The organism is Mesorhizobium sp. WSM4847, assembly GCF_055811335.1.
In genome coordinates, this window is record NZ_JBVVPY010000014.1 from 51,674 (window position 1) to 77,777 (window position 26,104).

The 26,104-nt window shown below is 63.1% G+C and carries 24 protein-coding genes and 1 pseudogene; 8 read left to right on the forward strand and 17 right to left on the reverse strand.

Annotated features, from left to right (window positions below; translation table 11 throughout):
* Nucleotides 1-147: 147 nt before the first annotated feature.
* Nucleotides 148-1,368, reverse strand: coding sequence for an alanine racemase (locus AC0L28_RS20700; RefSeq protein ID WP_027153812.1), 1,221 nt, complete (start codon nt 1,366-1,368; stop codon nt 148-150).
* Nucleotides 1,369-1,585: 217 nt separating this feature from the next.
* Between AC0L28_RS20700 and AC0L28_RS20705 the strand changes: the two genes are divergently transcribed.
* A complete protein-coding gene (locus tag AC0L28_RS20705) occupies nt 1,586-2,503 on the forward strand; it encodes a DMT family transporter (RefSeq protein ID WP_473479932.1) in 918 nt (305 codons plus the stop codon).
* A gap of 597 nt (nt 2,504-3,100) precedes the next feature.
* Here the strand turns inward: AC0L28_RS20705 and metF are convergent.
* A complete protein-coding gene (gene metF / locus AC0L28_RS20710) occupies nt 3,101-4,018 on the reverse strand; it encodes a methylenetetrahydrofolate reductase [NAD(P)H] (RefSeq protein WP_473479934.1) in 918 nt (305 codons plus the stop codon).
* Nucleotides 4,018-5,040, reverse strand: a complete 1,023-nt coding sequence (locus AC0L28_RS20715) for an ArsR/SmtB family transcription factor (protein ID WP_473479936.1) — start codon at nt 5,038-5,040, stop codon at nt 4,018-4,020. Before AC0L28_RS20715 ends, metF begins: the two co-directional genes overlap by 1 nt.
* A gap of 87 nt (nt 5,041-5,127) precedes the next feature.
* Here AC0L28_RS20715 and tsaA point away from each other — a divergent pair, with 87 nt between their 5' ends.
* The 3 genes and pseudogenes from tsaA to AC0L28_RS20730 all read left to right on the forward strand — a co-directional run bounded on the left by tsaA (nt 5,128) and on the right by AC0L28_RS20730 (nt 7,086).
* Nucleotides 5,128-5,718: a tRNA (N6-threonylcarbamoyladenosine(37)-N6)-methyltransferase TrmO gene (gene tsaA, locus AC0L28_RS20720; protein ID WP_473479938.1), complete on the forward strand. Its 591-nt coding sequence runs from the start codon at nt 5,128-5,130 to the stop codon at nt 5,716-5,718.
* Nucleotides 5,715-6,026 carry a DUF2293 domain-containing protein gene (locus AC0L28_RS20725; RefSeq protein WP_128167195.1) on the forward strand — a complete coding sequence of 104 codons (312 nt, stop codon included), beginning with the start codon at nt 5,715-5,717 and terminating at the stop codon, nt 6,024-6,026. The genes tsaA and AC0L28_RS20725 overlap by 4 nt, the downstream gene beginning before the upstream one ends.
* Nucleotides 6,027-6,127: 101 nt before the next feature.
* Nucleotides 6,128-7,086: pseudogene (locus AC0L28_RS20730) on the forward strand (aminotransferase class IV).
* A 12-nt stretch (nt 7,087-7,098) separates the two neighbouring features.
* Here AC0L28_RS20730 and AC0L28_RS20735 read toward each other — a convergent pair.
* The 5 genes from AC0L28_RS20735 to AC0L28_RS20755 all read right to left on the reverse strand — a co-directional run bounded on the left by AC0L28_RS20735 (nt 7,099) and on the right by AC0L28_RS20755 (nt 12,830).
* Nucleotides 7,099-7,716, reverse strand: a complete 618-nt coding sequence (locus AC0L28_RS20735) for an MOSC domain-containing protein (protein ID WP_287259754.1) — start codon at nt 7,714-7,716, stop codon at nt 7,099-7,101.
* A 137-nt stretch (nt 7,717-7,853) separates the two neighbouring features.
* Complete coding sequence (locus AC0L28_RS20740) at nt 7,854-8,975, reverse strand: beta-ketoacyl-ACP synthase III (RefSeq protein WP_128167198.1); 1,122 nt, start codon at nt 8,973-8,975, stop codon at nt 7,854-7,856.
* Between the two features lie 207 nt (nt 8,976-9,182).
* Nucleotides 9,183-9,953 carry a trans-aconitate 2-methyltransferase gene (gene tam / locus AC0L28_RS20745; RefSeq protein ID WP_473479941.1) on the reverse strand — a complete coding sequence of 257 codons (771 nt, stop codon included), beginning with the start codon at nt 9,951-9,953 and terminating at the stop codon, nt 9,183-9,185.
* 44 nt (nt 9,954-9,997) lie between these two features.
* Entirely contained in the window at nt 9,998-11,647 is a 1,650-nt protein-coding gene (gene ettA / locus AC0L28_RS20750; protein WP_027153822.1) for an energy-dependent translational throttle protein EttA, read from the reverse strand.
* Between the two features lie 157 nt (nt 11,648-11,804).
* Complete coding sequence (locus tag AC0L28_RS20755; RefSeq protein ID WP_473479943.1) at nt 11,805-12,830, reverse strand: ribonuclease T2 family protein; 1,026 nt, start codon at nt 12,828-12,830, stop codon at nt 11,805-11,807.
* A 199-nt stretch (nt 12,831-13,029) separates the two neighbouring features.
* Here AC0L28_RS20755 and AC0L28_RS20760 point away from each other — a divergent pair, with 199 nt between their 5' ends.
* From AC0L28_RS20760 to AC0L28_RS20770, 3 genes are all read left to right on the forward strand, one after another.
* Nucleotides 13,030-13,965, forward strand: a complete 936-nt coding sequence (locus AC0L28_RS20760) for an alpha/beta fold hydrolase (protein WP_473479945.1) — start codon at nt 13,030-13,032, stop codon at nt 13,963-13,965.
* 151 nt (nt 13,966-14,116) lie between these two features.
* Nucleotides 14,117-15,292, forward strand: a complete 1,176-nt coding sequence (locus tag AC0L28_RS20765) for a CaiB/BaiF CoA transferase family protein (protein WP_128246389.1) — start codon at nt 14,117-14,119, stop codon at nt 15,290-15,292.
* A complete protein-coding gene (locus tag AC0L28_RS20770) occupies nt 15,289-16,938 on the forward strand; it encodes a thiamine pyrophosphate-binding protein (protein WP_473479947.1) in 1,650 nt (549 codons plus the stop codon). The genes AC0L28_RS20765 and AC0L28_RS20770 overlap by 4 nt, the downstream gene beginning before the upstream one ends.
* Nucleotides 16,939-17,026: 88 nt before the next feature.
* On the opposite strand, the gene AC0L28_RS20775 is transcribed toward AC0L28_RS20770, so the two are convergent.
* The 6 genes from AC0L28_RS20775 to AC0L28_RS20800 form a co-directional block, all read right to left on the reverse strand.
* Nucleotides 17,027-17,476: a CHRD domain-containing protein gene (locus AC0L28_RS20775; RefSeq protein WP_287249500.1), complete on the reverse strand. Its 450-nt coding sequence runs from the start codon at nt 17,474-17,476 to the stop codon at nt 17,027-17,029.
* Between the two features lie 172 nt (nt 17,477-17,648).
* On the reverse strand, nt 17,649-18,620 hold the full coding sequence (locus AC0L28_RS20780) for an ABC transporter substrate-binding protein (RefSeq protein ID WP_023798699.1): 972 nt from the start codon (nt 18,618-18,620) through the stop codon (nt 17,649-17,651).
* Between the two features lie 82 nt (nt 18,621-18,702).
* Nucleotides 18,703-19,839, reverse strand: coding sequence for an ABC transporter permease (locus tag AC0L28_RS20785; RefSeq protein ID WP_473479950.1), 1,137 nt, complete (start codon nt 19,837-19,839; stop codon nt 18,703-18,705).
* Complete coding sequence (locus AC0L28_RS20790; protein WP_023798697.1) at nt 19,836-20,714, reverse strand: ABC transporter permease; 879 nt, start codon at nt 20,712-20,714, stop codon at nt 19,836-19,838. Before AC0L28_RS20790 ends, AC0L28_RS20785 begins: the two co-directional genes overlap by 4 nt.
* Nucleotides 20,714-21,232, reverse strand: a complete 519-nt coding sequence (locus AC0L28_RS20795) for an endonuclease domain-containing protein (protein WP_473479952.1) — start codon at nt 21,230-21,232, stop codon at nt 20,714-20,716. The genes AC0L28_RS20790 and AC0L28_RS20795 overlap by 1 nt, the downstream gene beginning before the upstream one ends.
* Nucleotides 21,233-21,343: 111 nt before the next feature.
* Nucleotides 21,344-22,135 carry an ABC transporter ATP-binding protein gene (locus AC0L28_RS20800; RefSeq protein ID WP_287237206.1) on the reverse strand — a complete coding sequence of 264 codons (792 nt, stop codon included), beginning with the start codon at nt 22,133-22,135 and terminating at the stop codon, nt 21,344-21,346.
* Between the two features lie 110 nt (nt 22,136-22,245).
* On the opposite strand from AC0L28_RS20800, the gene AC0L28_RS20805 reads away from it, so the two are divergent.
* Nucleotides 22,246-22,650 carry a cupin domain-containing protein gene (locus tag AC0L28_RS20805; RefSeq protein WP_027153830.1) on the forward strand — a complete coding sequence of 135 codons (405 nt, stop codon included), beginning with the start codon at nt 22,246-22,248 and terminating at the stop codon, nt 22,648-22,650.
* 77 nt (nt 22,651-22,727) lie between these two features.
* Here the strand turns inward: AC0L28_RS20805 and hydA are convergent, their stop codons facing one another.
* From hydA to AC0L28_RS20820, 3 genes are all read right to left on the reverse strand, one after another.
* A complete protein-coding gene (hydA, locus tag AC0L28_RS20810) occupies nt 22,728-24,179 on the reverse strand; it encodes a dihydropyrimidinase (RefSeq protein ID WP_473479954.1) in 1,452 nt (483 codons plus the stop codon).
* Nucleotides 24,180-24,263: 84 nt separating this feature from the next.
* Nucleotides 24,264-24,644, reverse strand: coding sequence for an endonuclease domain-containing protein (locus tag AC0L28_RS20815; protein WP_280944170.1), 381 nt, complete (start codon nt 24,642-24,644; stop codon nt 24,264-24,266).
* Between the two features lie 154 nt (nt 24,645-24,798).
* Nucleotides 24,799-26,049: a Zn-dependent hydrolase gene (locus tag AC0L28_RS20820; RefSeq protein ID WP_473479956.1), complete on the reverse strand. Its 1,251-nt coding sequence runs from the start codon at nt 26,047-26,049 to the stop codon at nt 24,799-24,801.
* Between the last annotated feature and the right edge of the window lie 55 nt (nt 26,050-26,104).

The window sequence follows — 26,104 nt, forward strand, 5'->3', positions numbered from 1 at the left end:
GAATAGTGAGGTTGTGGTGGCAGTGGAATTAGGCAGTCACCGCTGATTACTGAATACTGACTACTGACTACTACGCACTATTCACTATTCACTATTCACTATTCACTATTCACTATTCACTATTCACTATTCACTATACACTATTCACTAATCCGCCATCGTCTCCAGGCTGGCGAACCCTTGTGGCGCATCGCCCTCATCGAACGGCGTCGTCACCTCGACAAACGTGTCGGGATAGAAGCCGTTGAACCGTGTCCTCAGCGACAGCGAATAGGCGCCGATATGACCGATCTCGATCCAGTCGCCGGTATCGACCGTTTCCGGCAGCCAGAACGGCCGCGACAGGATGTCGACGGAATCGCAGGTCGCGCCGCACACCTTGAACGGCACGATGGTCTTCTCCTCGCCATTGCGCGAGCGGATCGCCGGGTCTGGAATGAAGCGCGCCGGCAGCGTGATCTTGCCGGTCCATGAATCCGACAGCGACGCCCAGATGCCGTCATTGATGTAGAGCCGCTTGCCCTTGCGCAGCAGCACGCGCACGATCAGCGACAGGCAGCGCGCCACGATCACCCGGCCCGGCTCCGCCACCAGCGGCATCTGGTCGAACTGGTATTCCTTGAGATCGCCCGACAGCCGCGACATGATCTGGCCGAGCGACGGCATCTCGATCTGCTTGCGGTTGGGATCATGGCCGTATTCGGCGGGAAAACCGCCACCGACGTCGAGGCCGGCGATGTCGAAGCTGACGCGGTTGCGCACCCAGTCGGCCGAGGCCAGCGCGCGCTCATAGGTGTCGGGATCCTCGATCTGGCTGCCGACATGAAAGCACAAGCCGACCTTGTAGCCCGTCCGGTTCAGCCGTTCGGCCAGTTCGACCGCATTGGCCGGTCCGGCGCCGAACTTCTTCGACAGTTCGTAGGCGGCCGATCCTTTCGTCTGGATGCGCACGAACACGGTGATCGCACCCGGATCGATATCGAGCGCCCGCACCACGCGGGTCAGCTTGGTGATCTCGTCCTCGTGGTCGAGCGAGATGACCCGGATGCCATATTTCTCCAGCGCCAGCTTGATGTCCGACTGTGCCTTGACCGGATGCATGTAGAGCATCTCGGCGTCCGGCGAGACCGCGCGCACGGCGGCGAACTCGCCGGGCGAGGCCACGTCGAAAGCGCCGACGCCGGCCTCGACCAGCGCCTTCAGCACGATCTGCTCGCCGTTGGTCTTGACCGCATAGGCGGTCTTGCCGGGAAACATGCCCATGAACTGCCTGGCGTCCGCCTTCAGCACCTGCGGGCGGAAGCAATAGATCGGATCGTCCGGGCGAAGCGCCAGCGCCGCTTCGCGCGCATTTTCGAATTGCTGCATGGACGAATCCCTTGGCTTAGACTGCGCACAATTAATCCAACCTATGCGGGAATGAAAACAATTCTGTGTCTCGCACCCCTGACGCTGCGGCGCTACGGCAGATGATGCAATGCTAGTCCACTGATCTGGTTTCGGGTGGCCCTTGCCATCGAACAGAATATGGCCTGAACAGACGCCTGATTGACTTGGCATTCAGAACCATCCGGGAGGATTCTCCATGGCGATCACAACCACGACGGCAATGCGCGGCCCCATGGTCTTGAAAGACTGGGCGCAGCTTCTGCTGCTCGGTGCGATCTGGGGTGGCTCGTTCTTCTTTGCCCGCATTGCGGTTGCCGAGATTCCGCCGCTGGTGCTGGTGCTGTTTCGCGTCGCCATCGCGGCGCTGGCGCTGCATCTCTATCTCGGCCTGCGCGGTCCGTCCTTCCGCATCGCCTTGCCGCATGCCGGCCTGTTCTTTCTGCTGGCGCTCGTCAACAACGTCATACCGTTCTCGCTGATCTTCGCCGGCCAGACCGAGCTTGGCGCCGGTGTCGCCTCGGTGCTCAATTCGACGACGCCGTTCTGGACGTTGATCCTCGCCAACGCGCTGACATCAGACGAAAAGCTCTCCTGGAACAAGCTTGCCGGGATCGCGCTCGGCATCGTCGGCACTGCGGTGATGATCGGTCCCGGCCTGCTTGCCGGGCTGGGCGGTCCGGTCTGGGCGAAATTTGCGCTGGTCGGCGCCTCCCTGTCCTATGCGGTGGCCCTGATGATCGCCCGCCGCTTCAAGGGTGTGCCGTCACCGGTCATCGCCACTGGACAATTGACCGCTTCGACCATCATCATGATCCCGATCGTGCTGCTTGGCCACGGCACTGCCAACCTGTTTTCGGCCTCGCCGCCGGTCTGGGCGGCGGTGTTGGCGCTGGCCCTGCTGTCCACCGCCTTCGCCTACATCCTCTATTTCAACCTCGTCGCCTCGGCCGGCGCCACCCACGCCTCGCTGGTCACGCTCATCGTGCCGGCCAGCGCGATCCTGCTCGGCTTTCTGTTCCTGGGCGAACGGCTCCAATTGTTCGAGCTCGGCGGCATGGCGCTGATCGCGATCGGCCTCGTCACCATCGACGGCCGCCTGTTCGGCCGACGCTGATGCATGTCGCCCAAAAGCACGCCCTCGGGCTTGAACCGAGGGTGCGTAGCGGTTTGCGATAACGACATGCATGACCAACAAGCTGAAGCGGGTCGCTTCCCAGGCCTGACACGCTTGAGGGTCCAATCGGACGCCCAAACGACGCTCCAACTCAACTTGTCGAATCTTCGTACCGACGCGAAAATCGATTCCGACTTTCAGCGGCGGTAAAGCTGCCATACCCATTCTTGCCCCAGCTCCGTCACATTTTGTACACAGGGCCGAAGCGGGATTTACCGAAGAGTTTCAATGCCTAACGGCAAATGGCCTGTCGCAAATTCCACAATGTCGTCGCATTGCAGCATAGTTTCCGCTTGCCTGTGGCAGAAATGCCCCTAGACTCGGGCCATAGCTCTTTAAGAGGAGGCTATGACATGGGACTCACGAGGCCAATCAACGCATTGATGATTTGTGCTGCATTTGCCTTCATCGGGGCGCTGATTATGGGCTTTCTTCCATAGACCCGCCAAGCAACGGAAGATCAGCACAAAATAGTCCAAGTCATTGAAAAGGCCGGGTTTTTACCCGGCCTTTTTGCATCCCGGATTTGACGGGGAGTTACGCCGCGGCGGACCCTGCGGCTTCAGCCTCGTGCGAGCGGATGCCGATCATGTGGCAGATGGCGAAGACCAGATCGGCGCGGTTCATGGTGTAGAAATGAAAATCGCCGACGCCGCGCTCGACAAGGTCCAGCACCTGCTCGGCCGCCACCGCGGCCGCCACCAGCGCATGTGTCTGCGGGTCCGTCTGCAGCCCGTCGAAGCGCTCGGCCATCCACGCCGGCACCAGCGCGCCGCAGCGCGCCGAGAAATTGGCGACCTGGGTAAAATTGTGGACTGGCAATATGCCCGGCACGATCGGTATGTAGATGCCGGCCCGCCGCGCCCGCTCGACATAGCGCTCGTAGAGGTCGTTGTCGAAGAAGAACTGGGTGATCGCTCGCGTCGCGCCATTGTCGACCTTGCGCTTCAGCATATCGATGTCAGTGGCGAAATCCGGGCTCTCCGGATGCTTTTCCGGATAGGCCGAGACCGAGATGTCGAAATCGCCGACACCTTTCAGCGCCCCCACCAGTTCGGCGCCATTGGCATAGCCGTCCGGATGCGGACGGTAGGCGGCGCCGACGCCCTCGGCCGGATCGCCGCGCAGGGCGACGAAGCGAATGACACCCATGTCGGCGAATTCCTGGATGACTTCATCGACCTCGTGACGCGCCGCATCGACGCACGTCATGTGCGCCGCCGGCGTCAGCGTCGTTTCGTTGAGGATGCGCTTGACCGTGCGCGCCGTGCGCTCGCGGGTCGAGCCGCCGGCGCCATAGGTGACGGAGACGAATTTCGGCTTGAGCGGCTGTAGCCGGGTAACTGTGTCCCACAGCCTTGCTTCCATCTCGTCGCTCTTCGGCGGGAAGAACTCGAACGAAACCCTGATCTTGTCGCCAATGTCAGGGCGGCGGGAAAAGCGGAACTGGTTCATCAGGCGGTTTCCCCTATCGGAAAGGCATTGGCCGGTTGTGCGTGGTTGGAAGGATCGGCGATCAGCATGCGCTGGTCACGGCCGAGCCACAGTTTTACGGTGAGCCTGGGTTCATTGCCGGCGCGCGGCTCGAATTCCTGGCGCTCTTCGAGGTCGAGCCCGGCCTCGGAAAACCACTCGGTGATCTGCCGGTCGGCAAAGCCGAGCCGCACATGCGCGTGGGCGTCGCGCAAAAATTCCAGCGAATGCGGAGCGAAATCCACGATCACCAGCCGGCCTGCCGGACGCAGCAGCCTTGCTGCCTCGCGGATGGCGCGAGCAGGATCGTCAAGATAGTGCAGCACCTGGTGGATGGTGACGAGATCGAAGGCGTCGCGCTCGACCGGCGGCGCAAAAATGTCGCCCTGGCGCACCTGCGCATTCGAGATGCCGGCCTTGTCGAGATTGGCGCGCGCCACCGTCAGCATCTCGCGCGACATGTCGATGCCGATGCCGCGCCGGTAGAGCGGCGAAAAGATCTCGAGCAGCCGCCCGGTGCCGGTGCCAAGGTCGAGCATCGACTGGAACGGCCGCTTGCCGACGAGCTTGAGCAACGCTGCCTCCACGGCGCGGTCCGGCACATGCAGCGAGCGGATGTGATCCCAGCTTGCGGCATTTGCGGAGAAATATTCGGCGGCGCGATCCTGCCGCTTGCGCTTGACCGCCGCCAACCGATCGAGGTCACGCTCGACCTGCGGATCGGCACCCCGGATACCGGAGACCAGCCTGAGCACGAAGTCCCGCGCCGCATCCGAATCCGACAGCCGGAAGAAGGCCCAGGAGCCCTCCTGATAGCGGCCGATCAGCCCCGCCTCCAGTAAAAGCTTCAGGTGGCGGGAGACGCGCGGCTGCGACTGGCCGAGGATTTCGGTGAGATCGGAAACGGTGAGGTCGCCGCGCGACAGCAACGCCAGGATGCGCAATCGGCTGGATTCGGCCGCCGCCTTCAATGTATCTACCATGGTGTCGAGCGCGACATACATGCGAGCATTCTCTTTGAAAAGATATAAACATATGTTTATGTCGATTTTGAAAGGCTTGCAAGCGCTATGTCGCTCCCGGACAAGAAAATGGCGCATGCGTGGCGGATCGCGCACAGCCGGAAGCAGGATCGGGGCAAAACCGTGTTCGAAACGCGCAGCGGCGAAAAGCTCCTTGAAACTGATCCCGCCGATATGGCGCCGGACGGCCACGTCGTCTTCATCGGCCGCATCGCCTCGCCCTGGACCTCGCGGGAAACTTGCCCCAAGAACATGAAAGCCGCGCGCGAAACCGGACAGCCGGCGGTTCTCACCATCGACCTGCCCTATCGCGAGGGTCTGCTCGGGCTTGCACGCGCCAGTCACGTCATCATCCTGTCCTGGCTGCACCACGCCCCGCGGACCCTGATTGTTCAGAAACCCCGCCATGCGGCTGAACCGACGGGCGTTTTTTCGCTGCGCTCCCCGGCCCGGCCGAACCCGGTCGGGTTGCATATCGCCAGGCTCGTCGCCCTCAACATCGAAACGGGTCGTATCGATGTCGATGCCATCGACCTGCTCGACGGCACGCCGGTGATCGACATCAAGCCTTATTTCGCTTCGACCGATGCCTTTGCCGACGCGACCATTGCCGGACGGGACGAGCCCGGACAGGTCATACCCGGACAGGTCGGGCGATGAACGCGCCGACCGGTCGCCGCCGCGCCATCGCCAAGGCGCTGACAGCGCTTTTGCCGCTGGCGCCCTATGCCGACATGGAGAAGATCCGCGCCGACGCCGGCGCGGTGCATATGAAGAGCTTGCCGCCGAGCATTGCCGTATGGCTGGCGACAATAGCCCATATCCGTCATGTGCACACCGACTACGAGAAACTGCTGGCCGAAGGCTACGATCGCGACTCGGCGCGTTTCTTCGTCATGGAACAGACCAACAGGGTGCTGACCCGTTGGCGCGCCACCCGTCTGCTACAGGATGAGGACGAGGAATAACCAGATACCCCGATGGCTCATCCGCAACCCCGGCCTGTGTCTTGTGCCAACCGCCGCAGCGCTCTATCGCGTTCGACGAAGACGACCTGACGGAGGACGTGATGAGCAACTTGATCGATCCGCACGCCAAACCACTGCCCTCGCTCTCCGCCCATCATATAGACCCGCACTCCCATCCCGATGGTGTTGCCTTCCTGGACGGGCAGTATCTGCCGATGTCGCAAGCCAAGATCTCGGTGCTGGATTGGGGCTTCCTGCATTCCGACGCCACCTACGACACAGTGCATGTCTGGGACGGTCGTTTCTTCCGCCTCGATCTGCATCTCGATCGCTTCTTCGGCGGGCTGGACAAGCTGCGCATGACGGTCCCGTTCGACCGCGATGGCGTGGCCGAAATCCTCCACAATTGCGTGGCGCTGTCGGGTCATCGCGCCGCTTATGTCGAGATGCTGTGCACGCGCGGCGCCTCGCCGACCTTCAGCCGCGACCCGCGCGACGCCGTCAACGCTTCATGGCGTTCGCCGTTCCCTTCGGCTCGGTCGCCAACGCCGAGCAATTGCAGCGCGGCCTGCATGTGGCGATCAGCGACAAAGTGCGTATCCCACCAGCCTCGATCGACCCGACAATCAAGAACTACCACTGGCTCGACCTGGTGCGAGGCCTCTACGACGCCTATGACCGCGGCGCCGAGACCGCACTGCTCCTCGATTTCAACGGCAATGTCGCGGAAGGCCCCGGCTTCAACGTCTTTTGCGTGGATGACGGCAAACTGTCGACGCCGGCTGTCGGCGTGCTGCCAGGTATCACCCGCCGCACCGTCTTCGATCTCTGCGCGGAGGCAGGGCTTGCCGTTGCCGCGGCCGATGTCAGCGTCGCTGCGCTGCGTCAGTCCGATGAGGTCTTCATCACCTCGACCGCCGGCGGCATCATGCCGGTAACGATGATCGACGGTGTTCCGGTCGCGGACCGCAAGGTCGGTGCGATTACCAGGCGCCTCATGGCGATCTATTGGCAAAAGCACCGAGATCCGACCTGGTGCAGCCCGGTGCACTATCCCTGACCATCCCTGGCCTCAGGCCCGGTAAATCCACTGCTCGGGCACACGCACCGAAATCTCCTCGCCGGCCGTGATGCGTCCTGGTTTTTCCACCCAGGCGACAAGGCCGCGCAACCGCTTTGCCGTCTTCGGGAACAACAGCGCGCCGGCTTCACGGTCGGCCATTCCGGCATTTTCGGCGACCGATCGTCCGGCGATGCGGCAAGGTCCGTTCTGCGCGTCGACCTTGACGGTGACGCCTCCTTTAAAGAACAGCAGCGTGCCGGACGGCAGCATCGAGAGATGCGGCAGGCCTTCGATCAACAGATTGGCGCCGATCCACTCCGGCTTGATCTCGGCGATGGCCATCCGCCCTGCCACGATCGCCAGCTCGTCCGCGGCCACGATCGACAGCTGCCGCTCGTTGCGCATCTCGGTGCCGCGTGGATACCAGGGCTCGCGCCCGCCGGAGCGCCGCGTCGCGCCGGCGTGGAAATCGCCGTCGATGCCGTCGAAGCCAAGACGCAATTCATCCACCGCGCGTGTCTCGAAATGATCCGATGGCGCGACGTAAAGCGCGGCCACCCGCGCGACAAGTTTCCGCGCCGGGATGATTTCGACCGGGTTTACCGTCTCGGGGAAGAGGTCCAGCATAGGCTTCGCTCCGTGCGTGATGCCAAGCAATTAGCCGCAGTGAGTTCATCAGGTCCAGCCTAAAGCACTGATGCTCCAGTCAAGCAGGCTGATGCGATTACACCGGCGCCTTCCAATGCCGGTGCCGTTCGCGCCAATCAGAGCATGCGCAACAGCGCCCCGCCGATCGAATAGCCGGCGCCGAAGGCGCAGAGCAGGCCATAGTCGCCGGCGTTCATGTCGGCGTGGTTTTCCGACAAGGCGACGACCGCACCGGCGCCGGCGGTGTTGCCGAGGCGCTCCAGCACCATCGGCGCGCGGTCATGGTCGACCTCGTGGCCGAACGACAGCTTCAGGATCATGGCGTTCATACGTGCATTGGCCTGATGCAGCCAGAAGCGCCGGATCGCTTGCGGCGTCAGCCCATGCTCGGCCAGGAACTCGACGATGAATTTGTGCCCGGCGACGGTGACTTCCTTGAACACCTTGTTGCCGACCTGATTGATCAGGTTGCCTTCCAGGTTGATCATATACGGATCGTCCTGGGCGGTGCGCGTGTAGTAGCCGAGATTGGTGCGGATGTTGTTGGACATCTGCGTCCAGGTCCGGGTGTCGAGCACCTCGAAACGTCCCGGCCGCTTGTCGCCCTGGGCAAGCCCCTCGACGACCATCGAGACCGAAGCATCGCCGAAGATGAAATGCGTCTGCCGGTCGCGGAAGTTGAGATGGCCGGTGATGATTTCGGGCGTCGTCACCAGCACGCGCCTGTGTGCGCCCGCCCGCACCAGATTGACCGCGATATGCAACGCCGCCGCCGCCGACGAACAGCCAAGGCCCATGTCGAAGCCGGCGCCCCTCGTGCCCATCGCCTGCTGCATCTCGATGGCGATCGCCGGATAGGGCCGCTGGTGATGCGAGGCCGAGCAGATCACCAGGTCGATATCAGGTGGCTCCAGGCCGGCATGGTCGAGCGCTTTCCTGGCCGATGCGATGCCGAACTCGGCTTCCAGCGACAGTGCGTCGTCCGGCCGCGCCGGAATGCGCGGCGCCATGCGGGTCGGGTCGAGAATGCCTTCCCGCTCGATCACATGGCGCGTCTGCACGCCCGAAGCATGGACGATGAAGGCGCTGTCCGATTTCTGCAGCAGCGTCTCGCCCGAAGCCTGGCGGCGGACATTCTCCATCTCGACCCAGGCATTGAAGCTGTCGACCAATTCCTCATTGGTGATCGAAGGCTCGGGGATTTCAACGCCGATGCCGCTGATGATGACGCGATGCATTTTCAGTTCGTCCCATGCGCAGGCGCTGCGGCTTGATGTGGGCGCCGCGAGAGTTCGGCGCAACATGATTCGCATCAAGCTAGTTTAAGCCGGCTTAAATCAAGGGCCTGAGGCAAAAGACCACAACCTTGCGTGGCTGAAATACGCATTGTGGCGAAACCGAATCAAGCGCAGCCAGGCAGTGCGTCTCGGTGTCGCCAATCGTTTCTAGGCAGCGCGCCGTGCTACGATGAAAAGGCGCGGGAAACGCAGCAACACCTTGCCGTTCGCCGTCTTCGGATAGGCTTCGGTTATCCCAGCGGTGTAGCGCGTGAGAAAAAACCGTCGCTCGTTCTCGTCGAGCGGATCGAGGAACGGCTTCAGCCCCGTCGACTTCAGCCACTCGACGATTGCCCCGGCATCGGCCAGCGGATGATTGTAGGCGGTGTGCCAGATGTCGAGCCGGTCGGAGAACGGCGACAAAAGATCGTAGTAGAACGACACTAGCGGCAGCGGCCCGCGCGCAGCACACTCGAGCTTTTCGGCAAACGGCATTTCGGCCGCCGTCTCGCGCATCAGCCGGTGCGACGGCTCACCCATATTGTCGGGCATCTGCACGGCAAGCGCGCCGCCGGGCGCCAAAAATCCCATCAGCCGCTGGAAGATCGCCGGATGCTCGGGCAGCCACTGGAACACCGCATTGGCGAAGATCACGTCGACCGGCTCTTCGGGCTGCCACGCCGCCGCATCCGCCAGTTCGAAGGCCACTTCCGGCAGACGTGCCCTCGCCTTCTCGATCATGTCAGCCGAGGTGTCCAAACCGCTGACCTGCGCGCCCGGCCAGCGCTCAACCAGCAATTCGGTCGAGTTGCCCGGCCCGCAGCCGATATCGACCACCCGGCGTGGCGCCGCCACCGGCACCTGCGCGACGAGATCGCGCGCCGGACGCGTGCGCTCGTCCTCGAATTTGAGATATTGGGCGGCGGACCAGTCTGCCATTTCAGCTCCTCAGATCATTTGAGAATTCGCCGCCCTAAAAACCCCTATCGCGTCAACCTCTTGTACGTCATGCGGTGCGGGTTGACGGCATCGGGACCGAGCCGGCGGATCTTGTCCTGCTCGTAATCCTCGAAATTGCCCTCGAACCACTCGACATGGCTGTCGCCTTCGAAGGCAAGGATGTGCGTCGCCAGCCGGTCGAGGAACATGCGGTCGTGTGAGATGATGACGGCGCAGCCGGCGAAGTTTTCCAGCGCGTCTTCGAGCGCCGCCAGCGTTTCGGTATCGAGATCGTTGGTCGGTTCGTCGAGCAGCAGCACATTGCCGCCGGTCTTCAGCATCTTGGCCAGATGGACGCGGTTGCGCTGGCCGCCGGACAGATTGCCGACCTTCTGCTGCTGATCGCCGCCGCGGAAATTGAACGAGGCGCAATAGGCTCGGGTGTTGGCCTCGAACTTGCCGAGCTTGACCACTTCGGCGCCGCCCGAGATTTCTTCCCAGACGGTCTTGGTCGGGTCGAGCGCATCGCGGCTCTGGTCGACGTAACCGAGCTTGACCGTCTCGCCGACGCGGATCGTGCCGGCATCCGGCTTTTCCTGGCCGGTGATCATGCGGAACAGCGTCGTCTTGCCGGCGCCGTTCGGGCCGATGACGCCGACGATGCCGCCGGGCGGCAACTTGAATTCGAGGTCGTCGATCAGCAGCGTGTCGCCAAAGCCCTTCGACAGGTCCTCGACCTCGATCACCACATTGCCGAGCCGCTCGCCATGCGGAATGACGATCTGGGTGTCGCTCGGACGCCGCTTGTCGGCCGCATCCAGCAGATCCTGGAACGCCTGGATGCGCGCTTTCGACTTGGTCTGCCGTGCCTTCGGGCTGGACTGGATCCACTCGCGCTCGCGGCCGATCGCCCGCTGGCGCGCATCGTCCTCGCGGCCCTCCTGCTTGAGCCGCTTGGCCTTGGCTTCGAGATATTTGGTGTAGTTGCCCTCATAGGGAATGCCGCGGCCGCGGTCGAGCTCGAGGATCCAGCCGGTGACATTGTCGAGGAAGTAGCGATCGTGGGTGATGATCATCACCGCGCCCGGATAGGCGCGCAGATGCTTTTCAAGCCACGCCGTCGTCTCGGCGTCGAGATGGTTGGTCGGCTCGTCGAGCAGCAGAAGGTCGGGCTGACGCAGCAGCAGTTGGCACAGTGCCACGCGGCGGCGCTCGCCGCCCGACAGCTTGGTGACGTCGGCTTCCTTGGGCGGGCAGCCCAGCGCTTCCATCGCCATCTCGACCTGCTGTTCGAGATCCCACAGGTTGAGCCGGTCCATCTCGTCTTGGAGCTTGGCCGACTCGTCGGCCGTCTCGTCGGAATAGTTCATCATCAATTCGTTGTAGCGTTCGATGATCGCGGTCTTGGCGGCGACGCCTTCCATGACGTTCTCGAACACGGTCTTGCTCGCATCGAGCGCCGGCTCCTGCGCCAGGTAACCGACGGTGGCGCCTTCGGCCAGCCACGCCTCGCCGCTCCACTCCTTGTCGATGCCGGCCATGATCTTGAGGATGGTCGACTTGCCGGCGCCGTTCGGCCCGAGGATGCCGATCTTGGCGTCCGGGTAGAAGGAGAGGTGGATATTCTCGAGCACCTTCTTGGTGCCATAGGCCTTGTTGAGGCCGGCCATGTGATAGATGAACTGGCGTGCCACGCGCGCTTTCCCTGAAAAGTCGACTGGAATGTCGGATTGAATGGAAGTTGCGCGCTATGTAGGCGATGCCGCGCCGAACGGCAAACTGTTTTGGCATTTCGGGTTTGTCTTCCGGCCGAGACGGGCGCGATCGGCATCGGCGCATAGGCATCCAGTGTCACTGGAACTCGATCGGATCGATGATGCCTTTCGGACAGCCGGCATTGTTCGTCGGCACTGAGGCCAGCAGCAGCTCACTGAGCGAAGAGTTCGGACCGATTGGGCCGGTCAGGCCGAGCGTCAGTTCGCCGATCAGCCGCCTGCCGCTCGAAGGATCGTTCACGCAGGAGACGCGAACCCGATCGCCCGCGCCGGGACCAAAGGCACTGTCGAAGGCGGCGCGGATCTGGCCAGAGGTCAGATCCCGGCCAATGTTTTGCGTGAAAAGATCACGCACCGGTGAAGCATTCGCCGCGCGCGTCAAGTTCAGCGCATCGGAAAAATACGCCTGCTGGCTCTTGCCGTAACAGGTGCCATGCTTGATCCATTCATGCCTGTCGAGAGCGGATGCGGTGCCTGGCATCACCCGATCGAGCTCCGACCGCGTGTTCGGCTCGAGCTCGACCGGCGGCAGGTCCTGCCAGCGCGCCGGATTGTCGTTCGCCTTGTCGGCTGCTGCCACCTGGCAATAGAAATTTCCGTTCGGCTGCGGCCACAGCCCATGCAAGGTGAAATGCGTCGCGTCAAAACCGGCCGCGGTCTGCGCCTTGCATTCGGTCTTGCCGGGCTTGGTCTCGCAAAACGCCGGCTGCCAGCTCAGCGCGAGGACATATTCGGGCTTTCGCGACGCCGGCGCAGCAGGCTTCTTCCGATCGGCCGGCACAGGTGCTGCCGGTTCTGTAGACGCGCTGCCACCCGAAACATGGCCGCAATCGACCTTCACCCACCGACGCTCCGGATCGGCACCGGGGACGCGGATCAGATAGTGGGTGGGAGCATCCTTGTTGCCAGCCAGAAGCTCGTAGCTCTGTCCCGCATCGGTCGCGATATTGCCGGGGTTCCTGCCGCTCCTGATGGCCTGGGTGGCTGGACAGGTGGCGTCGGCGACGAAAGAGCCGCTCATCTTGACCTCGGCCCGCGCAGCACCCGTCAGCGGCGCGGCGACAAGCGCCAATCCGAAAACAAGACCTGTCAGCGTACGCATAGGTACTCTCCGGTTGAATAATGCTGGGCAACAGACTGCCGCCCTCTCTGGGTAGCAAATTCTCCATGTCAGAATTGCGATACCCGCGTTGCGACGCAAGAACAGCGCTGCAAAACACCGCGAACGGATTGACGCAAAACCGGCGTCGGCGCACACAAACGTTCGCAGGCGCTAAAGACGCGTTGGAGACGAAGCGACAATGTCATTCAGCCAGCAGCGCGTGCTGCGATCGCCGACCGGCGCCGAGCTCAACCTTTACGTGAAACGCGCCGAGGGCCGCCCGCGTGCGGTCGTCCAGATCAATCACGGACTGGCCGAACATGCCGCGCGCTATGTCCGATTCGCTACCTTTCTGGGCGAGTGCGGCTTCCACGTCTATGCCCATGACCATCGCGGCCATGGCGCAACCAAGGCGCCAGACGCTCCGCTCGGCAGATTCGCTAATGTGGATGGCGGCGCCAAGGTCATCGCCGATGTCGCCGCCGTGCATGATCTGATCGCCGGCGACCATCCCGGCCTGCCGGTCATCGTCTTCGGCCATTCCATGGGCGGCCTCGTCGCGGTGAATTTCATGCTTCACCATTCCAACCGGCTGCACGCCGCCGCCATCTGGAACGCCAATTTTTCCGCCGGGCTCGCCAGCCGTGCAGCGCAAGTCATCCTGGCCTGGGAAAAATTCCGGCTCGGCTCCGACATGCCGTCGCGCATGCTGCCGAGACTGACCTTCCAGGCCTGGGGCAAGGCCGTCCCCGGTCACCGCACTCCGTTCGACTGGCTGTCGCGCGACGCGGCGGAAGTCGACAAATACATCGCCGATCCGCTGTGCGGCTGGGATGCGTCGGTGTCGATGTGGCGCGACCTGTTCGGCTTTGTCTTCGACGGCGCCGACGACGCTAATTTTTCCGGCATCCGCAAGACCCTGCCGATCTGCCTGGTCGGCGGCGAAAAGGATCCTGCTACCGATCGTGGCAAGGCGGTCAGCCATCTCGCTGGGCGCCTGCACAGGATGGGCTTTTCGAATCTCGTTTCAAAGGTTTACGCCGAGGCCCGCCACGAAAGCCTGAACGAGGTGAATCGAAATATCATCATGGACGATTTCGCCGCATGGGCCGACAGCGTGCTGAAACAAGCCTGATCGAGAGGTCCGGTTGGCCCATTGCAAGAGCCGTGACTTCGGCACGCGGGATTGATAGTGCATGTTGCCCAAAAGTGCGCAGCGGTTTTGGGATAAGGACATGCATAAAAAGAAAACCAGAGCCTGCGCTTTCGATCAATCACGGTGATCCATGACCGAGCCTCCGCTGAAAGGCATCCGCGTAATCGAACTCGCCCGCATCCTGGCCGGGCCGTGGGCGGGGCAATTGCTTGCCGATCTAGGCGCCGACGTGATCAAGGTCGAGAGCCCTGATGGCGGCGACGATACCCGGAAATGGGGTCCGCCCTTCGTCATGAGCCATGACGGCGAAAACCTTTCGGCCGCCTACTACCATTCCTGCAATCGCGGCAAGCGCTCCATCGCCATCGATTTCTCGACGCCCGAGGGCGCCGAGACAGTGCGCCGACTGGCCGCGACATCGGACGTGCTGATCGAGAACTTCAAGCTCGGCGGGCTGAAGAAATACGGGCTCGACCATGACAGCTTGCGCAATATCAACCCGCGGCTGATCTATTGCTCCATCACCGGCTTCGGCCAGGACGGGCCCTATGCGCCACGCGCCGGCTATGACTTCATCATCCAGGGCATGGCCGGCATGATGTCGATCACCGGCGAGGCTGGCCGCGAGCCGCAAAAGGCCGGTGTCGCCATTTCGGACATTTTCACCGGCCTCTATTCGGTGATCGCCATCCAGGCCGCACTTCGCCATGCCGAGAAGACCGGCGAGGGCCAGCATATCGACATGGCGCTCTACGACAGCCAGATCTCGGCGCTCGGCAACCAGAATCTCAACTATCTGGTTTCGGGAAAATCGCCGGTGCAGATGGGCAACGCGCATATGAACATCGCGCCCTACGAAGTGGTGCCGGTGAAGGACGGCCACATCATCCTTGCCATCGGCAATGACGGCCAGTTCGCCAAGTTCTGCGCGGCCGTCGGGTTGGACGAGCTGCCATCGAACCCCGATTTCGCCACCAATCCCGCCCGCGTCGCCAGCCGGGCCAAGCTGCGCGGGCATATAATCGAGGCGCTGAAAACCTTCGATCGCGATCCGCTGCTGGCCAGGCTGGAGGCGGCAGGCGTGCCTGCCAGCCCGATCAACACGATCGGCGAGATGTTCGCCGACCCGCAGACCATCGCGCGCGGCATGCGGCTCGACCTCGACGACGGCCATGGCAATCTGTTGCCCTCGGTGCGCGCGCCGATGGTCATGTCGGGCACGCCGCTGTTCTATGAACGGCCCTCGCCGCGTCTCGGCGAACACACCGAAGAAATCCTTGCCGAACTGGAGAGGTCAGGAAAATGAAGACCGGCGGACAACTGATTGTCGATGCGCTCGAAGCCAACGGAACGGACCGTATCTATTGCGTGCCCGGCGAATCCTACCTTGCGGTGCTCGACGCGCTGCACGACTCGCCGATCCGCACCATCGTCTGCCGCCAGGAGGGCGGTGCTGCGATGATGGCCGACTGCCATGGCCGCCTGACCGGCAAGCCAGGCATCTGCTTCGTCACCCGCGGCCCCGGCGCCACCAACGCCTCGGCCGGCATCCACATCGCCATGCAGGATTCGGTGCCCGTCATCCTGTTCATCGGACAGGTCGCCAGCCACGCCATGCAGCGCGAGGCTTTTCAAGAGGTCGACTACGTCAGGTTCTTCGGCGACATCGCCAAATGGGTCGTCGAGATCGACGACGCCGCGCGCATTCCCGAATTCGTCACCCGCGCCTTCGCGGTGGCGACATCCGGCCGTCCCGGCCCGGTCGTCATCTCGCTGCCGGAAGACATGCTGACCAGCCTGGCCGAAGCGCCGGCCGCCCTGCCCCACACGCCTGTCGAAACGCGGCCGGGCGAGGCCGAGCTCGATGCTCTGGAAAAGCTTCTCAACAAGGCAAAGCGCCCCTTCGTCATCCTCGGCGGCACGCGCTGGGATGCGGAGGCCGTCGCGCGGATGCGGACGATCGCCGAAGCCTGGTCCCTGCCGGTCGGCTGTTCCTTCCGCCGCCAGATGCTGTTCGATCATCTCCACCCGAACTATGCCGGCGATGTCGGCATCGGCATCAACCCGAAGCTGGCGACCGCCATCAACCAGGCCGACATCGTGCTGCTGATCGGCGGCCGCATGGGCGAGATGCCGTCCTCCGACTACACGCTGCTCAAAAGCCCCTATCCCGACCAGACGCTGGTCCATGTCCATGCCGACGCCGGCGAGCTCGGCCGTGTCTATCGGCCGACACTGGCGATCAACGCCTCGCCGTCCGCCTTCGTCGAAGCCTTTGCCGGGCGCAAGCCGGCCGCCTCGCCGGTTTGGGCGGATGAAACAGCGAAGCTGCACGCCGCCTATCTCGACTGGTCGACACCGCCCGAAAGCGGCCCCGGCGCCGTCCAGATGGGGCCGATCATGAACTATCTCGAAAAAATGCTGCCCGACGACGCCATCCTCACCAACGGCGCCGGCAACTACGCCACCTGGGTGCACCGTTTCCACCGTTCCCGGCGCTTTGCCACGCAGGCAGCGCCGACCTCCGGTTCGATGGGCTACGGCACGCCGGCAGCGGTCGCCGCCAAGGAACTGTTTCCCGAGCGCGACGTGATCGCCTTCGCCGGCGACGGCTGCTTCCTGATGAACGGCCAGGAATTCGCCACCGCCGTGCAGTACGATCTGCCGATCATCGTCATCGTCGTCAACAATGGCATCTACGGGACCATCCGCATGCACCAGGAACGCGAATATCCGGGCCGCGTCGTCGCCACCGACCTGAAGAATCCCGACTTCGCGGCGCTCGCCCGCGCCTATGGCGGCCATGGCGAAATCGTCGAGAAGACGGCCGACTTCGCGCCGGCCTTCGAACGCGCCCGCGCCAGCGGCAAGCCGTCGATCGTCGAGATCAGGCTCGACCCCGAGGCGATCACGCCGACCCGGACGATGACCCAGATACGGGACAGGACCTGAGCGGCAGAGGCATAGGCCGAATTTCTTCGCGGCGCTGTGCCGCAAACTTCGACAGGCTAGTGCAGCGCTCCGCCGGGCCGACGTTGCGCTACATCGTCGCCGCCTTCTCGATCTGCCCGCGGATCTCGCCGTCCTTGTGGGCCGCCGTATGGATGTTGATGTAGTATTTGCCGGCCATCAGGTCGGCAGCCTGCGCGTCGGTCAGGATCGCGGCCCCCTTGAACGGGCTTTTCGCAGCGCCCTTGAACGGGACGACGACGTCGGCATTTTCACCCTTTGCTGCCGGACCGTGAATATGTCCGGCCGTCGCCGGTCCACTGAGACCTGAATACATCACGTTCCAGGTTAGCTGTTTCGTGTCGGTGTTGAAGCCGAGAGTGGCCTCGCCTTTGCCCTCCGTGGTGACAGGTGGATTCTGCTGAGCGCCATCGAGCGTCGCCTTCATCTTCATCATGTCGGCCAAGGCCGGTGAACCGCACAGGAAGGCAGCCGAAACGGCCAGCGCCGAAAGCATCGGCGAGAAGGATTGCATGCGCATGGAATTCTCCGTTGTGGCGATGACATCCGCTGAAGCAGGATGCACTGGAACAACGGTTGTGGCGAGCGGATGTTTCCACCGGTAACGGCTATTTTACATGCCAAAAAAAGGGGGCGGTCGCCCGTCCCCTTTTTTTCGAATTGCGGGCCCCAGAGGCCCCGGTTGATGGCCCTTACTTGATGGCCTTGTCGGTGATAGCGGTCGTGTAGGCGCCGGTCGGCTCCTTGGTGATGATCTTCTGGTCGAGCAACGCCTTGGCGGTGCGCGCGTAGGTCGCCGGGTCGAGCTTGCCGTCGGCATTGTCGATCAGCTTGGCGACTTCGCCCATCATGCGCTTCTGGTGGTTCTCGTCCTGGCCGCCATTGTCCATGACGATGCCGGCCGCCTCGTCGGAATTGTCGACGGCGTATTTCCAGCCCTTCATCGAGGCGCGCACGAAACGCACCATCTTGTCCTCGAAGGCCGGATCCTTGAGCTTGTCCTCCAGGGCATAGAGCCCGTCCTCAAGCAGGTCGTTGCCCATGGCCGAGTAGTTGAACACGATCAGCTCTTCCGGCTTGTAGCCGGCATCGATGAGCTGCCAGTATTCGTTGTAGGTCATGACCGAAATGCAATCCGCCTGCTTCTGGATCAGCGGCTGCACGTCGAAACTCTGCTTCAGCACGGTGACGCCATCCGGGCCGCCGTCGGTCTTCAGGCCGAGCTTGTTCATCCAGGCGTAGAACGGATACTCGTTGCCGAAGAACCAGACGCCGAGCGTATGGCCCTTGAAGTCGGCCTCGGTCTTGACCGGGCCGTCCTTCGGGCAGACCAGCTGCATGCCGGCCTTCTTGAACGGCTGGGCGATATTGACCAGCGGCACGCCCTTTTCGCGTGCGGCCAGCGCGCCGCCCATCCAGTCGACGATGACGTCGGCGCCGCCACCGGCGATCACCTGCTCGGGCGCGATATCGGGACCGCCCGGCTTGATCTCGACGTCGAGGCCCTCGGCCTCATAAAAACCCTTGTCCTTGGCGACGTAGTAGCCGGCGAACTGGGCCTGTGTGACCCATTTCAGCTGCAGCGTCACCTTGTCTGCGGCCATCGCCTGGAACGCGGCAAGCGACATCGCGCCGGCCAGCATCGAAACAACAAGTCTTTTCATGCTTTTACCCTCTGGAGTTAAGTGTTCACCCTTTTAGGACCAGGACCTTCAATCCAACCCTGATTCCAAACCCGCCACCGCCCTATCCACCACGGACGGAGGGATGCCAAAACGTGACTGCTCTCTCGAAAAGAGCGACCACGCCATAAAAGACCGAACCCGCAAGTGCTGCAACTGCGATTTCGGCCCAGACCATGTCGATATTCATCCGTCCGACTTCGGTCGAAATCCGGAATCCCATGCCGACCACCGGCGTGCCGAAGAACTCCGCGACGATGGCGCCGATCAGCGCCAGCGTCGAATTGATCTTCAGCGCGTTGAAGATGAAGGGCGCTGCCGCCGGCAACCGCAGCTTGAACAGCGTCTGCCAGTAGCTCGACGCATAGGTGCGCATCAGGTCGCGTTCCATATGGCCGGAGGCAGCAAGCCCGGCGACCGTGTTCACCAGCATCGGGAAGAAGGTCATGATGATGACGACGGCGGCCTTCGACTGCCAGTCGAAGCCGAACCACATGACCATGATCGGCGCTACGCCGATGATCGGCAGCGCCGACACCATATTGCCGATCGGCAAAAGCCCGCGGCGCAGGAACGGCACGCGGTCGGCCGCGATGGCGGCAAGGAAGCCGGCACCGCTGCCAACGATGTAGCCGAAGATCACCGCCTTGAAGATGGTCTGCCGCACGTCGGCCGCCAGCACCGGCAGCGAATTGGCGATGCGCACGCCGATGGCGCTTGGCGGCGGCAGCAGGATGAAGGGAATGCCGGCGCCGCGCGTCACCGCCTCCCAGATGATCAGGATCCAGGCGCCGAAGATCGCCGGAATGATCAGCCTCAAAGCGGTCGCCGCCCAGCGCGAGGCCGGGCGAAGCGCGGACAGCACCGTCACGCAGCGCCAGGCCAGGAGCCATGCCGCGGCAAGCAGCAGATAGAACGACGCGCGGGCGGTGCCCTCATTGCCGGTTATACCGGCGAGCAGCAGCCACGCTGCGCCATGCGCGCCAAGGAAGAGCAACACCACCCCAATTGCCGGCGGGAAATTATCGGCCCCAATTGCCAGGAGCAGCAACAAGAAAATCAAAGCCGCAGTACCGACACCGTAGCCGGGCGCCGCATCGACAAGCGGCCAAAGAAGCAGCGCGCCGGCAAGAAGGACAACCGAGGCATACCCTTGCCACGAGCGGGGGGTGATCGACGAAAGGCTGAGGAGATCGCTCATGCCGGTCTCCCGCCCATGGCGCGGTCGACGAGGCGCCCGGCTATGCCGACCACCATCACCAAAAGGGCCGCCACCACCGAGCCCGCCACCAGCGCCGACCAGATATCGATGGTCTGGCTGTAATAGGCGCCGGCGAGCAGCTTGGCGCCGATGCCGGCGACGGCACCGGTCGGCAGTTCACCGACGATGGCGCCGACCAGGCTGGCGGCCACCGCCACCTTCATCGAGGTGAACAGGAACGGCACCGATGCCGGCACCCGCAACTTCCAGAAGGTCTGCGAGGGGCTGGCATTGTAGGTGTGCATCAGGTCGAGATGGGTGAGTTCGGGCGAACGCAGCCCCTTGACCATGCCGACCGCCACCGGGAAGAACGACAGATAGGTCGAGATCAGCGCCTTCGGGATCAGGCCGGTAACGCCGATCGCCGCCAGCACGACGATGATCATCGGCGCCACCGCCAGGATCGGAATGGTCTGCGAGGCGATGATCCACGGCATCAGGCTGCGGTCGAGCGTCGCCACATGGACGATGCCGACGGCAATCAGGATGCCGAGCGCCGTGCCGAAAGCGAAGCCGAGCAGCGTCGAGGACAGCGTCACCCAGGCATTGTAGACAAGGCTGCGATTGCTGGTGACCTTGCGCAGAAACGTGTTCTCGAAGAAATTCACCGCCACCTGATGCGGCGCCGGCAGTGTCGGCTTCGGCTGCGCCATCGTCTTGCCGATGAACTCCACGATCCCCGGCGTCTCGCCGGCACGGCGGTCGAGATCGCGCTGGAACGGCGCGTTGAGGATGACGGCGAAAACATACCAGACGACCACCACGCCTGCGAGGATCGAGGTCACCGGAACGATCTTGTCGCGAAAGGAGTCCATCAGCGAAGCTCCCCTCCTCTCCCCAACAGGGAGAGGGTGGCCGGAGCGAAGCGGAGGCCGGGTGAGGGGGTAGAAATCTTTCCGTCGAGGCAAGCCAGGATCGTATCAAGGACCGCTCGGCGCTCGGCCAAAACTTCATGGTTCCAGAACCGGAGAACGGAATAACCATGCCCATTCAGCCAGGCCGTCCTGGCGGGGTCGGTTGGTGAATCCGCATGCTGGCTGCCATCGAGTTCGACAATCAGACCCTTCTCGCGACAAACGAAATCCGCGATGAAAGGTCCAAGCGGCACTTGCCTCACAAATTTGTAGCCGTTGAGATGACGTCCTCTCAGATCCCCCCGAAGTCGGTACTCAGCCTCGGTTTCGTCGACCCGCAGCTTTCGAGCGCGAGCGGTTGCCCCGGCATTTCTTTTGGTCGGATCTGTCGGCGCCGCCCCCTCACCCGACCTCCGCTTCGCTCCGGCCACCCTCTCCCCGTCGGGGAGAGGAGGGAGCCCATCCCGCCCAATCCTCATAGCTGTGCCCTGCCCTGCGCCGCGTCGCTTCGCTCCTTGCTCCGCCCTAGGATGACGAAGGCATGGGTGGGCCCGCTGGCACCGTCGGGGAGAGGAGAGAGCCCATCCCGCTCAATCCTCATAGCTGTGCCCTGCCCTGAGCCCGTCACGCACCCGCGCCGCGATCGCCAAAAACTCCGGCGTCTCGCGAATGTCGAGCGGCCGCTTTTTCGGCAGCGTCGATTCGATGACATCGCTGACGCGGCCCGGGCGCGGCGACATGACTATGATCCGCGTCGACAGGTAGACCGCCTCGGGAATGGAATGGGTGACGAAGCAGATGGTCTTGTTGGTCCGATCCCAAAGCTCCAGCAGCTGTTCGTTGAGGTGGTCGCGCACGATCTCGTCCAGCGCGCCGAACGGCTCGTCCATCAACAGAAGATCGGCATCGAACGCCAGCGCCCGCGCGATCGAGGCACGCTGCTGCATGCCGCCGGAAAGCTGCCACGGGTATTTCTGCTCGAAGCCGGCCAGGTTGACGAGATCGAGCGTGCGCTTGATGCGCGCCGCCTGCTCTGCCTTCGACAGGCCCATGATCTCCAGCGGCAGCGCCACATTGCGCTCGATCGTGCGCCACGGATAAAGTGCGGCCGCCTGGAAGACATAGCCATAGGCGCGGTTTTCGCGCGCCTGCTCCGGCGTCACGCCATTGACGGAGATGCTTCCCGATGTCGGTTTCTCGAGATCGGCGATGACCCGCAGCAAGGTCGTCTTGCCGCAACCGGACGGCCCGATGAAGGAGACGAATTCGCCCTTGCCGATGGTCAGGTCGACATCCGACAGCGCCTGCACCGGACCGTCGCTGGTCTGGAAGGTCAGGCCGAGCTTGCTTGCCGAAACGACGGCTGGCGACTGTCCGGTCATAGGCCGCAGCCTGGCTTTTCGCACCGCCGCCGCGCCGGCCGCACTCCCGTTGCTTTTGCCAAAATGCTGCTTTCCACTTATCTTGTCCCACTCGATCGAGAGTTTGCCCGATGTCGTCCAAACCCACCTGCCATCTTATCCGCCCCGAAGGCTCTTATGAAGGCAAGCAGGGATTGAGTTATTTCACCGGCATCGCCGCCGAGACGGTCGGCTCTACCGGCATCTGCATGCACCTGCTCACCATGCCGCCCGGTGCCCGCGCCAAGGCGCATATGCACGAAAGCCATGAGACGGCGATCTATGTGCTCTCCGGCGAGGTCCATACCTGGTATGGCGACCGGCTCGAGCAGCAGACCGTGGCCAAGGCCGGCGACCTCTTCTACATTCCCGCCGGCGTGCCGCATCTGCCGGCCAATCTGAGCGACAGCCCGGCCTCGGCGGTCATCGCCCGCACCGATCCCAACGAACAGGAAAGCGTCGTGCTGCTGCCGCAACTGGATGGGCTGGTCGCCTGAGGCCGGCTTCAGTGCAATCGCTTCAGGTTTGCGCTGCCCCTGAGGGGCGGCGCCGACTTCGACAAACCCGCGCAAGCTCACACCCCGGTCGCCGGAATGCCTGATCGTTCCACCTTGCGCGGCGCGGAAATTTCCTTCCAGGTCGACAGCGCCCGGTTGACCGCGGCATTCGGCTCGCGAGCGACGAACTCGCCATGGCCGGGCTTCGCCTTGACCTCGTTCTCCTGGATCGACAATTCGCCGCGCGAAAAGACGAAGCGCGGCAGGCCGGTCACCTCGAAACCTTCGAAGACGTTGTAGTCGATCACCGACTGCTGCTTCTTGGAGGTGATCGTCTTCTTGCGCTTCGGGTCCCAGACGAGGATGTCGGCGTCGGCGCCTTCGACGATGGCGCCCTTCTTCGGATACATGTTGAGGATTTTGGCGATGTTGGTCGAGGTCACCGCGACGAATTCGTTCATCGTGAGCCGGCCGGTGTTGACGCCCGTCGTCCACAGCACCGGCAAGCGGTCCTCAAGCCCGCCGGTGCCGTTCGGGATCTTGGTGAAATCGCCGACACCGTTGCGCTTCTGGCTGGTGGTGAAGGCGCAATGGTCGGTCGCCACCACTTGCAGCGATCCGGCCTGCAGGCCGGCCCACAGCGAATCCTGGTGCAGTTTGTTGCGGAACGGCGGGCTCATCACGCGGCGCGCCGCATGGTCCCAGTCCTTGTTGAAATATTCGCTCTCGTCGAGCGTCAGATGCTGGATCAGCGGCTCGCCGAACACCCGCATGCCCTTCTGCCGCGCCCGGCGAATGGCTTCGTGCGCCTGCTCGCAGGAGACATGCACGACATAGAGCGGCACGCCGGCCATGTCGGCGATCATGATGGCGCGGTTGGTCGCCTCGCCTTCCACTTCCGGCGGCCGCGAATAAGCGTGCCCTTCGGGGCCGTTATTGCCGGCGGCCAGCAGCTTCTGCGACAGCGCCGCCACCACGTCGCCATTCTCGGCATGGACCAGCGGCAGCGCGCCAAGGTCGGCGCAGCGCTGGAACGACGAATACATCTCGTCGTCGTCGACCATCAGCGCGCCCTTGTAGGCCATGAAGTGCTTGAACGAGGTGATGCCCTTGTCGACGACGGTGGCCATCTCGTCGAACACCTGCTTGCCCCACCAGGTGATCGCCATGTGGAAGGAATAGTCGCAGGAGGCTTTCGAGGTCTTGTTGTCCCACATCTGCAAGGCCTCGAGCAGCGACTGCTGCGGCGCCGGCAGACAGAAATCGACAACCATGGTGGTGCCGCCGGCAAGCGCGGCGCGGGTGCCGCTCTCGAAATCGTCGGCCGAATAGGTGCCCATGAACGGCATTTCGAGATGGGTGTGCGGATCGATGCCGCCCGGCATCACGTAGCAGCCGGTGGCGTCGAACTCGTGATCGCCATGCAGGTCCGGCCCGATGGCGATGATCTTGCCGTGCTTGAACAGCACGTCGGCCTTCCAGCTTCGATCGGCGGTGACGATGGTGCCGTTCTTGATGACTTTGGACATTTTTTTGTTCCCTTGTTCTCTTCGCGCTTCTTGGTGAGCGGCCTGCTTGATCAGATCGGTTCGGGATCGAGCCCTGAACGGCCTCTACATGACTCCAACTTCCCGCAATATCTCCTCGACGCAACCGTCGAAAGAATTTGCCAGGTCTCCTGTCGAAAACCGCAGCACACGATAGCCCTGTCGGCCAAACCATGCATCGCGTATTCGATCCTTGTCCATCTGCTCCGGCGTGAAGTGATGCTCTCCATCGACCTCGATGACGAGGTTCTTCTCATGCAACACGAAGTCCGCAATATAAGGTCCGATCGGCGCCTGCTTCCTGGCATGCAGGCCGTAGAGGCGACGGAACTCTTTCAATTCAGACCAGAGCTTGCGCTCGCCTTCCGTCATGTTCCGGCGCAGTGCCCTGGCACGCTTTATGGCGGTTGGATCGATCGGGGTCGGTGCCAAGACGAGTACCCCCACCCTCAATCCCTCCCCACAAGGGGGAGGGAGGCTTTTCGTCGCACTATCACAGCTGAACCCATCAAAGCTTTCGCCACAGGAAGAGGAGCCGGCATTGCCAGTCCCCCTCCCCCCTGTGGGGAGGGGTTAGGGGTGGGGGTACAGCGCCGACGTCTCACTCCACAATCACCGCTGTCTCCAGCACCGCGTGGAACAGCACATCGGCGCCGGCGGCCGCCCATTCCTTGGTGATTTCCTCGGCCTCGTTGTGCGACAGCCCGTCGACGCAGGGGCACATCACCATTGCCGTCGGCGCGACGCGGTTGATCCAGCAGGCGTCGTGGCCGGCGCCGGAGACGATGTTGCGATGCGTATAACCCAGGCGCTCGGCCGCATCCCGCACAGCCTTGACGCAGCCCGGATCGAAAGTCACCGGATCGAAATGGCCGACCTGGTCGATTTGATATTTGATGTCGAGCGCTTCGCAGATCGTGTCGATGCCTTCGCGGATGCGCCCGTCCATGGCGTCGAGCACTTCCTTTTCCGGCGAGCGGATGTCGATGGTGAACATGGTGCGGCCAGCGATGATGTTGCGCGAGTTCGGATAGACCTCCATGTGGCCGACCGCGCCGACGGCGTCGGGCTGGTAGTCCATGGCGATCTCGTGCACCAGTTCGATCACCCGCGCCATGCCGAGCCCGGCATTGCGGCGCTTCGGCATCGGCGTCGAGCCGGTATGCGCCTCCTTGCCGGTCAGCGTCACCTGCAGCCATTTCAATCCCTGGCCATGGGTGACAACGCCGATGTCGATGCCCTCGTCCTCGAGGATCGGGCCCTGCTCGATATGCAGCTCGAAGAAGGCGTGGATCTTGCGCTCACCGACTTTCTCGCTGCCTTTCCAGCCGATGCGTTCGAGCTCCTCGCCGAATTTCTTGCCGTCCTTGTCGACATGTTCGTACACGTCGGCCTGGTCGAGGACGCCGGCGAATACGCCGGATGCCATCATCGCCGGCGCAAAACGCGCGCCTTCCTCGTTGGTCCAGTTGGTGACGACGATCGGATGTTTTGTCTTGATGCCGAGCTCGTTGAGCGAGCGCACGATCTCCAGGCCGCCGAGCACGCCAAGCACGCCGTCATACTTGCCGCCGGTCGGCTGGGTGTCGAGATGGCTGCCGACATAGACCGGCGGCAGATCGGGCTCGGTGCCCTCGCGGCGGGCAAACATCGTGCCCATCTCGTCGAGGCCCATTTCAAGTCCCGCCGCCTCGCACCAGCGCTTGAACAGCTGCCGCCCCTCGCCGTCCGCGTCGGTTACCGTCTGGCGATTGTTGCCGCCGGCAACGCCGGGGCCGATCTTCGCCATCTCCATTATCGAATCCCACAAACGGTCTGAATTGATTCGCAGATTCTCGCCCGGAGCGGCCATTTTCTAAAACCTCATCGATGGCGCAGCGTCCCCCCGGGAAAGCTGCGCCGCGTTT

What these genes read in the sequence shown, in the direction of transcription:
- AC0L28_RS20790 (WP_023798697.1), bottom strand. Translation starts at nt 20,714, where the DNA reads ATGGACTCCTTTCGCGACAAGATCGTTCCGGTGACCTCGATCCTCGCA.
- AC0L28_RS20705 (WP_473479932.1), top strand. Translation starts at nt 1,586, where the DNA reads ATGGCGATCACAACCACGACGGCAATGCGCGGCCCCATGGTCTTGAAA.
- AC0L28_RS20770 (WP_473479947.1), top strand. Translation starts at nt 15,289, where the DNA reads ATGAAGACCGGCGGACAACTGATTGTCGATGCGCTCGAAGCCAACGGA.
- AC0L28_RS20800 (WP_287237206.1), bottom strand. Translation starts at nt 22,135, where the DNA reads ATGACCGGACAGTCGCCAGCCGTCGTTTCGGCAAGCAAGCTCGGCCTG.
- AC0L28_RS20820 (WP_473479956.1), bottom strand. Translation starts at nt 26,049, where the DNA reads ATGGCCGCTCCGGGCGAGAATCTGCGAATCAATTCAGACCGTTTGTGG.
- AC0L28_RS20765 (WP_128246389.1), top strand. Translation starts at nt 14,117, where the DNA reads ATGACCGAGCCTCCGCTGAAAGGCATCCGCGTAATCGAACTCGCCCGC.
- AC0L28_RS20775 (WP_287249500.1), bottom strand. Translation starts at nt 17,476, where the DNA reads ATGCGCATGCAATCCTTCTCGCCGATGCTTTCGGCGCTGGCCGTTTCG.
- AC0L28_RS20725 (WP_128167195.1), top strand. Translation starts at nt 5,715, where the DNA reads ATGAACGCGCCGACCGGTCGCCGCCGCGCCATCGCCAAGGCGCTGACA.
- AC0L28_RS20780 (WP_023798699.1), bottom strand. Translation starts at nt 18,620, where the DNA reads ATGAAAAGACTTGTTGTTTCGATGCTGGCCGGCGCGATGTCGCTTGCC.
- AC0L28_RS20785 (WP_473479950.1), bottom strand. Translation starts at nt 19,839, where the DNA reads ATGAGCGATCTCCTCAGCCTTTCGTCGATCACCCCCCGCTCGTGGCAA.
- AC0L28_RS20700 (WP_027153812.1), bottom strand. Translation starts at nt 1,368, where the DNA reads ATGCAGCAATTCGAAAATGCGCGCGAAGCGGCGCTGGCGCTTCGCCCG.
- AC0L28_RS20805 (WP_027153830.1), top strand. Translation starts at nt 22,246, where the DNA reads ATGTCGTCCAAACCCACCTGCCATCTTATCCGCCCCGAAGGCTCTTAT.
- AC0L28_RS20740 (WP_128167198.1), bottom strand. Translation starts at nt 8,975, where the DNA reads ATGCATCGCGTCATCATCAGCGGCATCGGCGTTGAAATCCCCGAGCCT.
- metF (WP_473479934.1), bottom strand. Translation starts at nt 4,018, where the DNA reads ATGAACCAGTTCCGCTTTTCCCGCCGCCCTGACATTGGCGACAAGATC.
- tam (WP_473479941.1), bottom strand. Translation starts at nt 9,953, where the DNA reads ATGGCAGACTGGTCCGCCGCCCAATATCTCAAATTCGAGGACGAGCGC.
- AC0L28_RS20795 (WP_473479952.1), bottom strand. Translation starts at nt 21,232, where the DNA reads ATGAGGATTGGGCGGGATGGGCTCCCTCCTCTCCCCGACGGGGAGAGG.
- AC0L28_RS20715 (WP_473479936.1), bottom strand. Translation starts at nt 5,040, where the DNA reads ATGTATGTCGCGCTCGACACCATGGTAGATACATTGAAGGCGGCGGCC.
- tsaA (WP_473479938.1), top strand. Translation starts at nt 5,128, where the DNA reads ATGGCGCATGCGTGGCGGATCGCGCACAGCCGGAAGCAGGATCGGGGC.
- AC0L28_RS20760 (WP_473479945.1), top strand. Translation starts at nt 13,030, where the DNA reads ATGTCATTCAGCCAGCAGCGCGTGCTGCGATCGCCGACCGGCGCCGAG.
- AC0L28_RS20755 (WP_473479943.1), bottom strand. Translation starts at nt 12,830, where the DNA reads ATGCGTACGCTGACAGGTCTTGTTTTCGGATTGGCGCTTGTCGCCGCG.
- AC0L28_RS20735 (WP_287259754.1), bottom strand. Translation starts at nt 7,716, where the DNA reads ATGCTGGACCTCTTCCCCGAGACGGTAAACCCGGTCGAAATCATCCCG.
- hydA (WP_473479954.1), bottom strand. Translation starts at nt 24,179, where the DNA reads ATGTCCAAAGTCATCAAGAACGGCACCATCGTCACCGCCGATCGAAGC.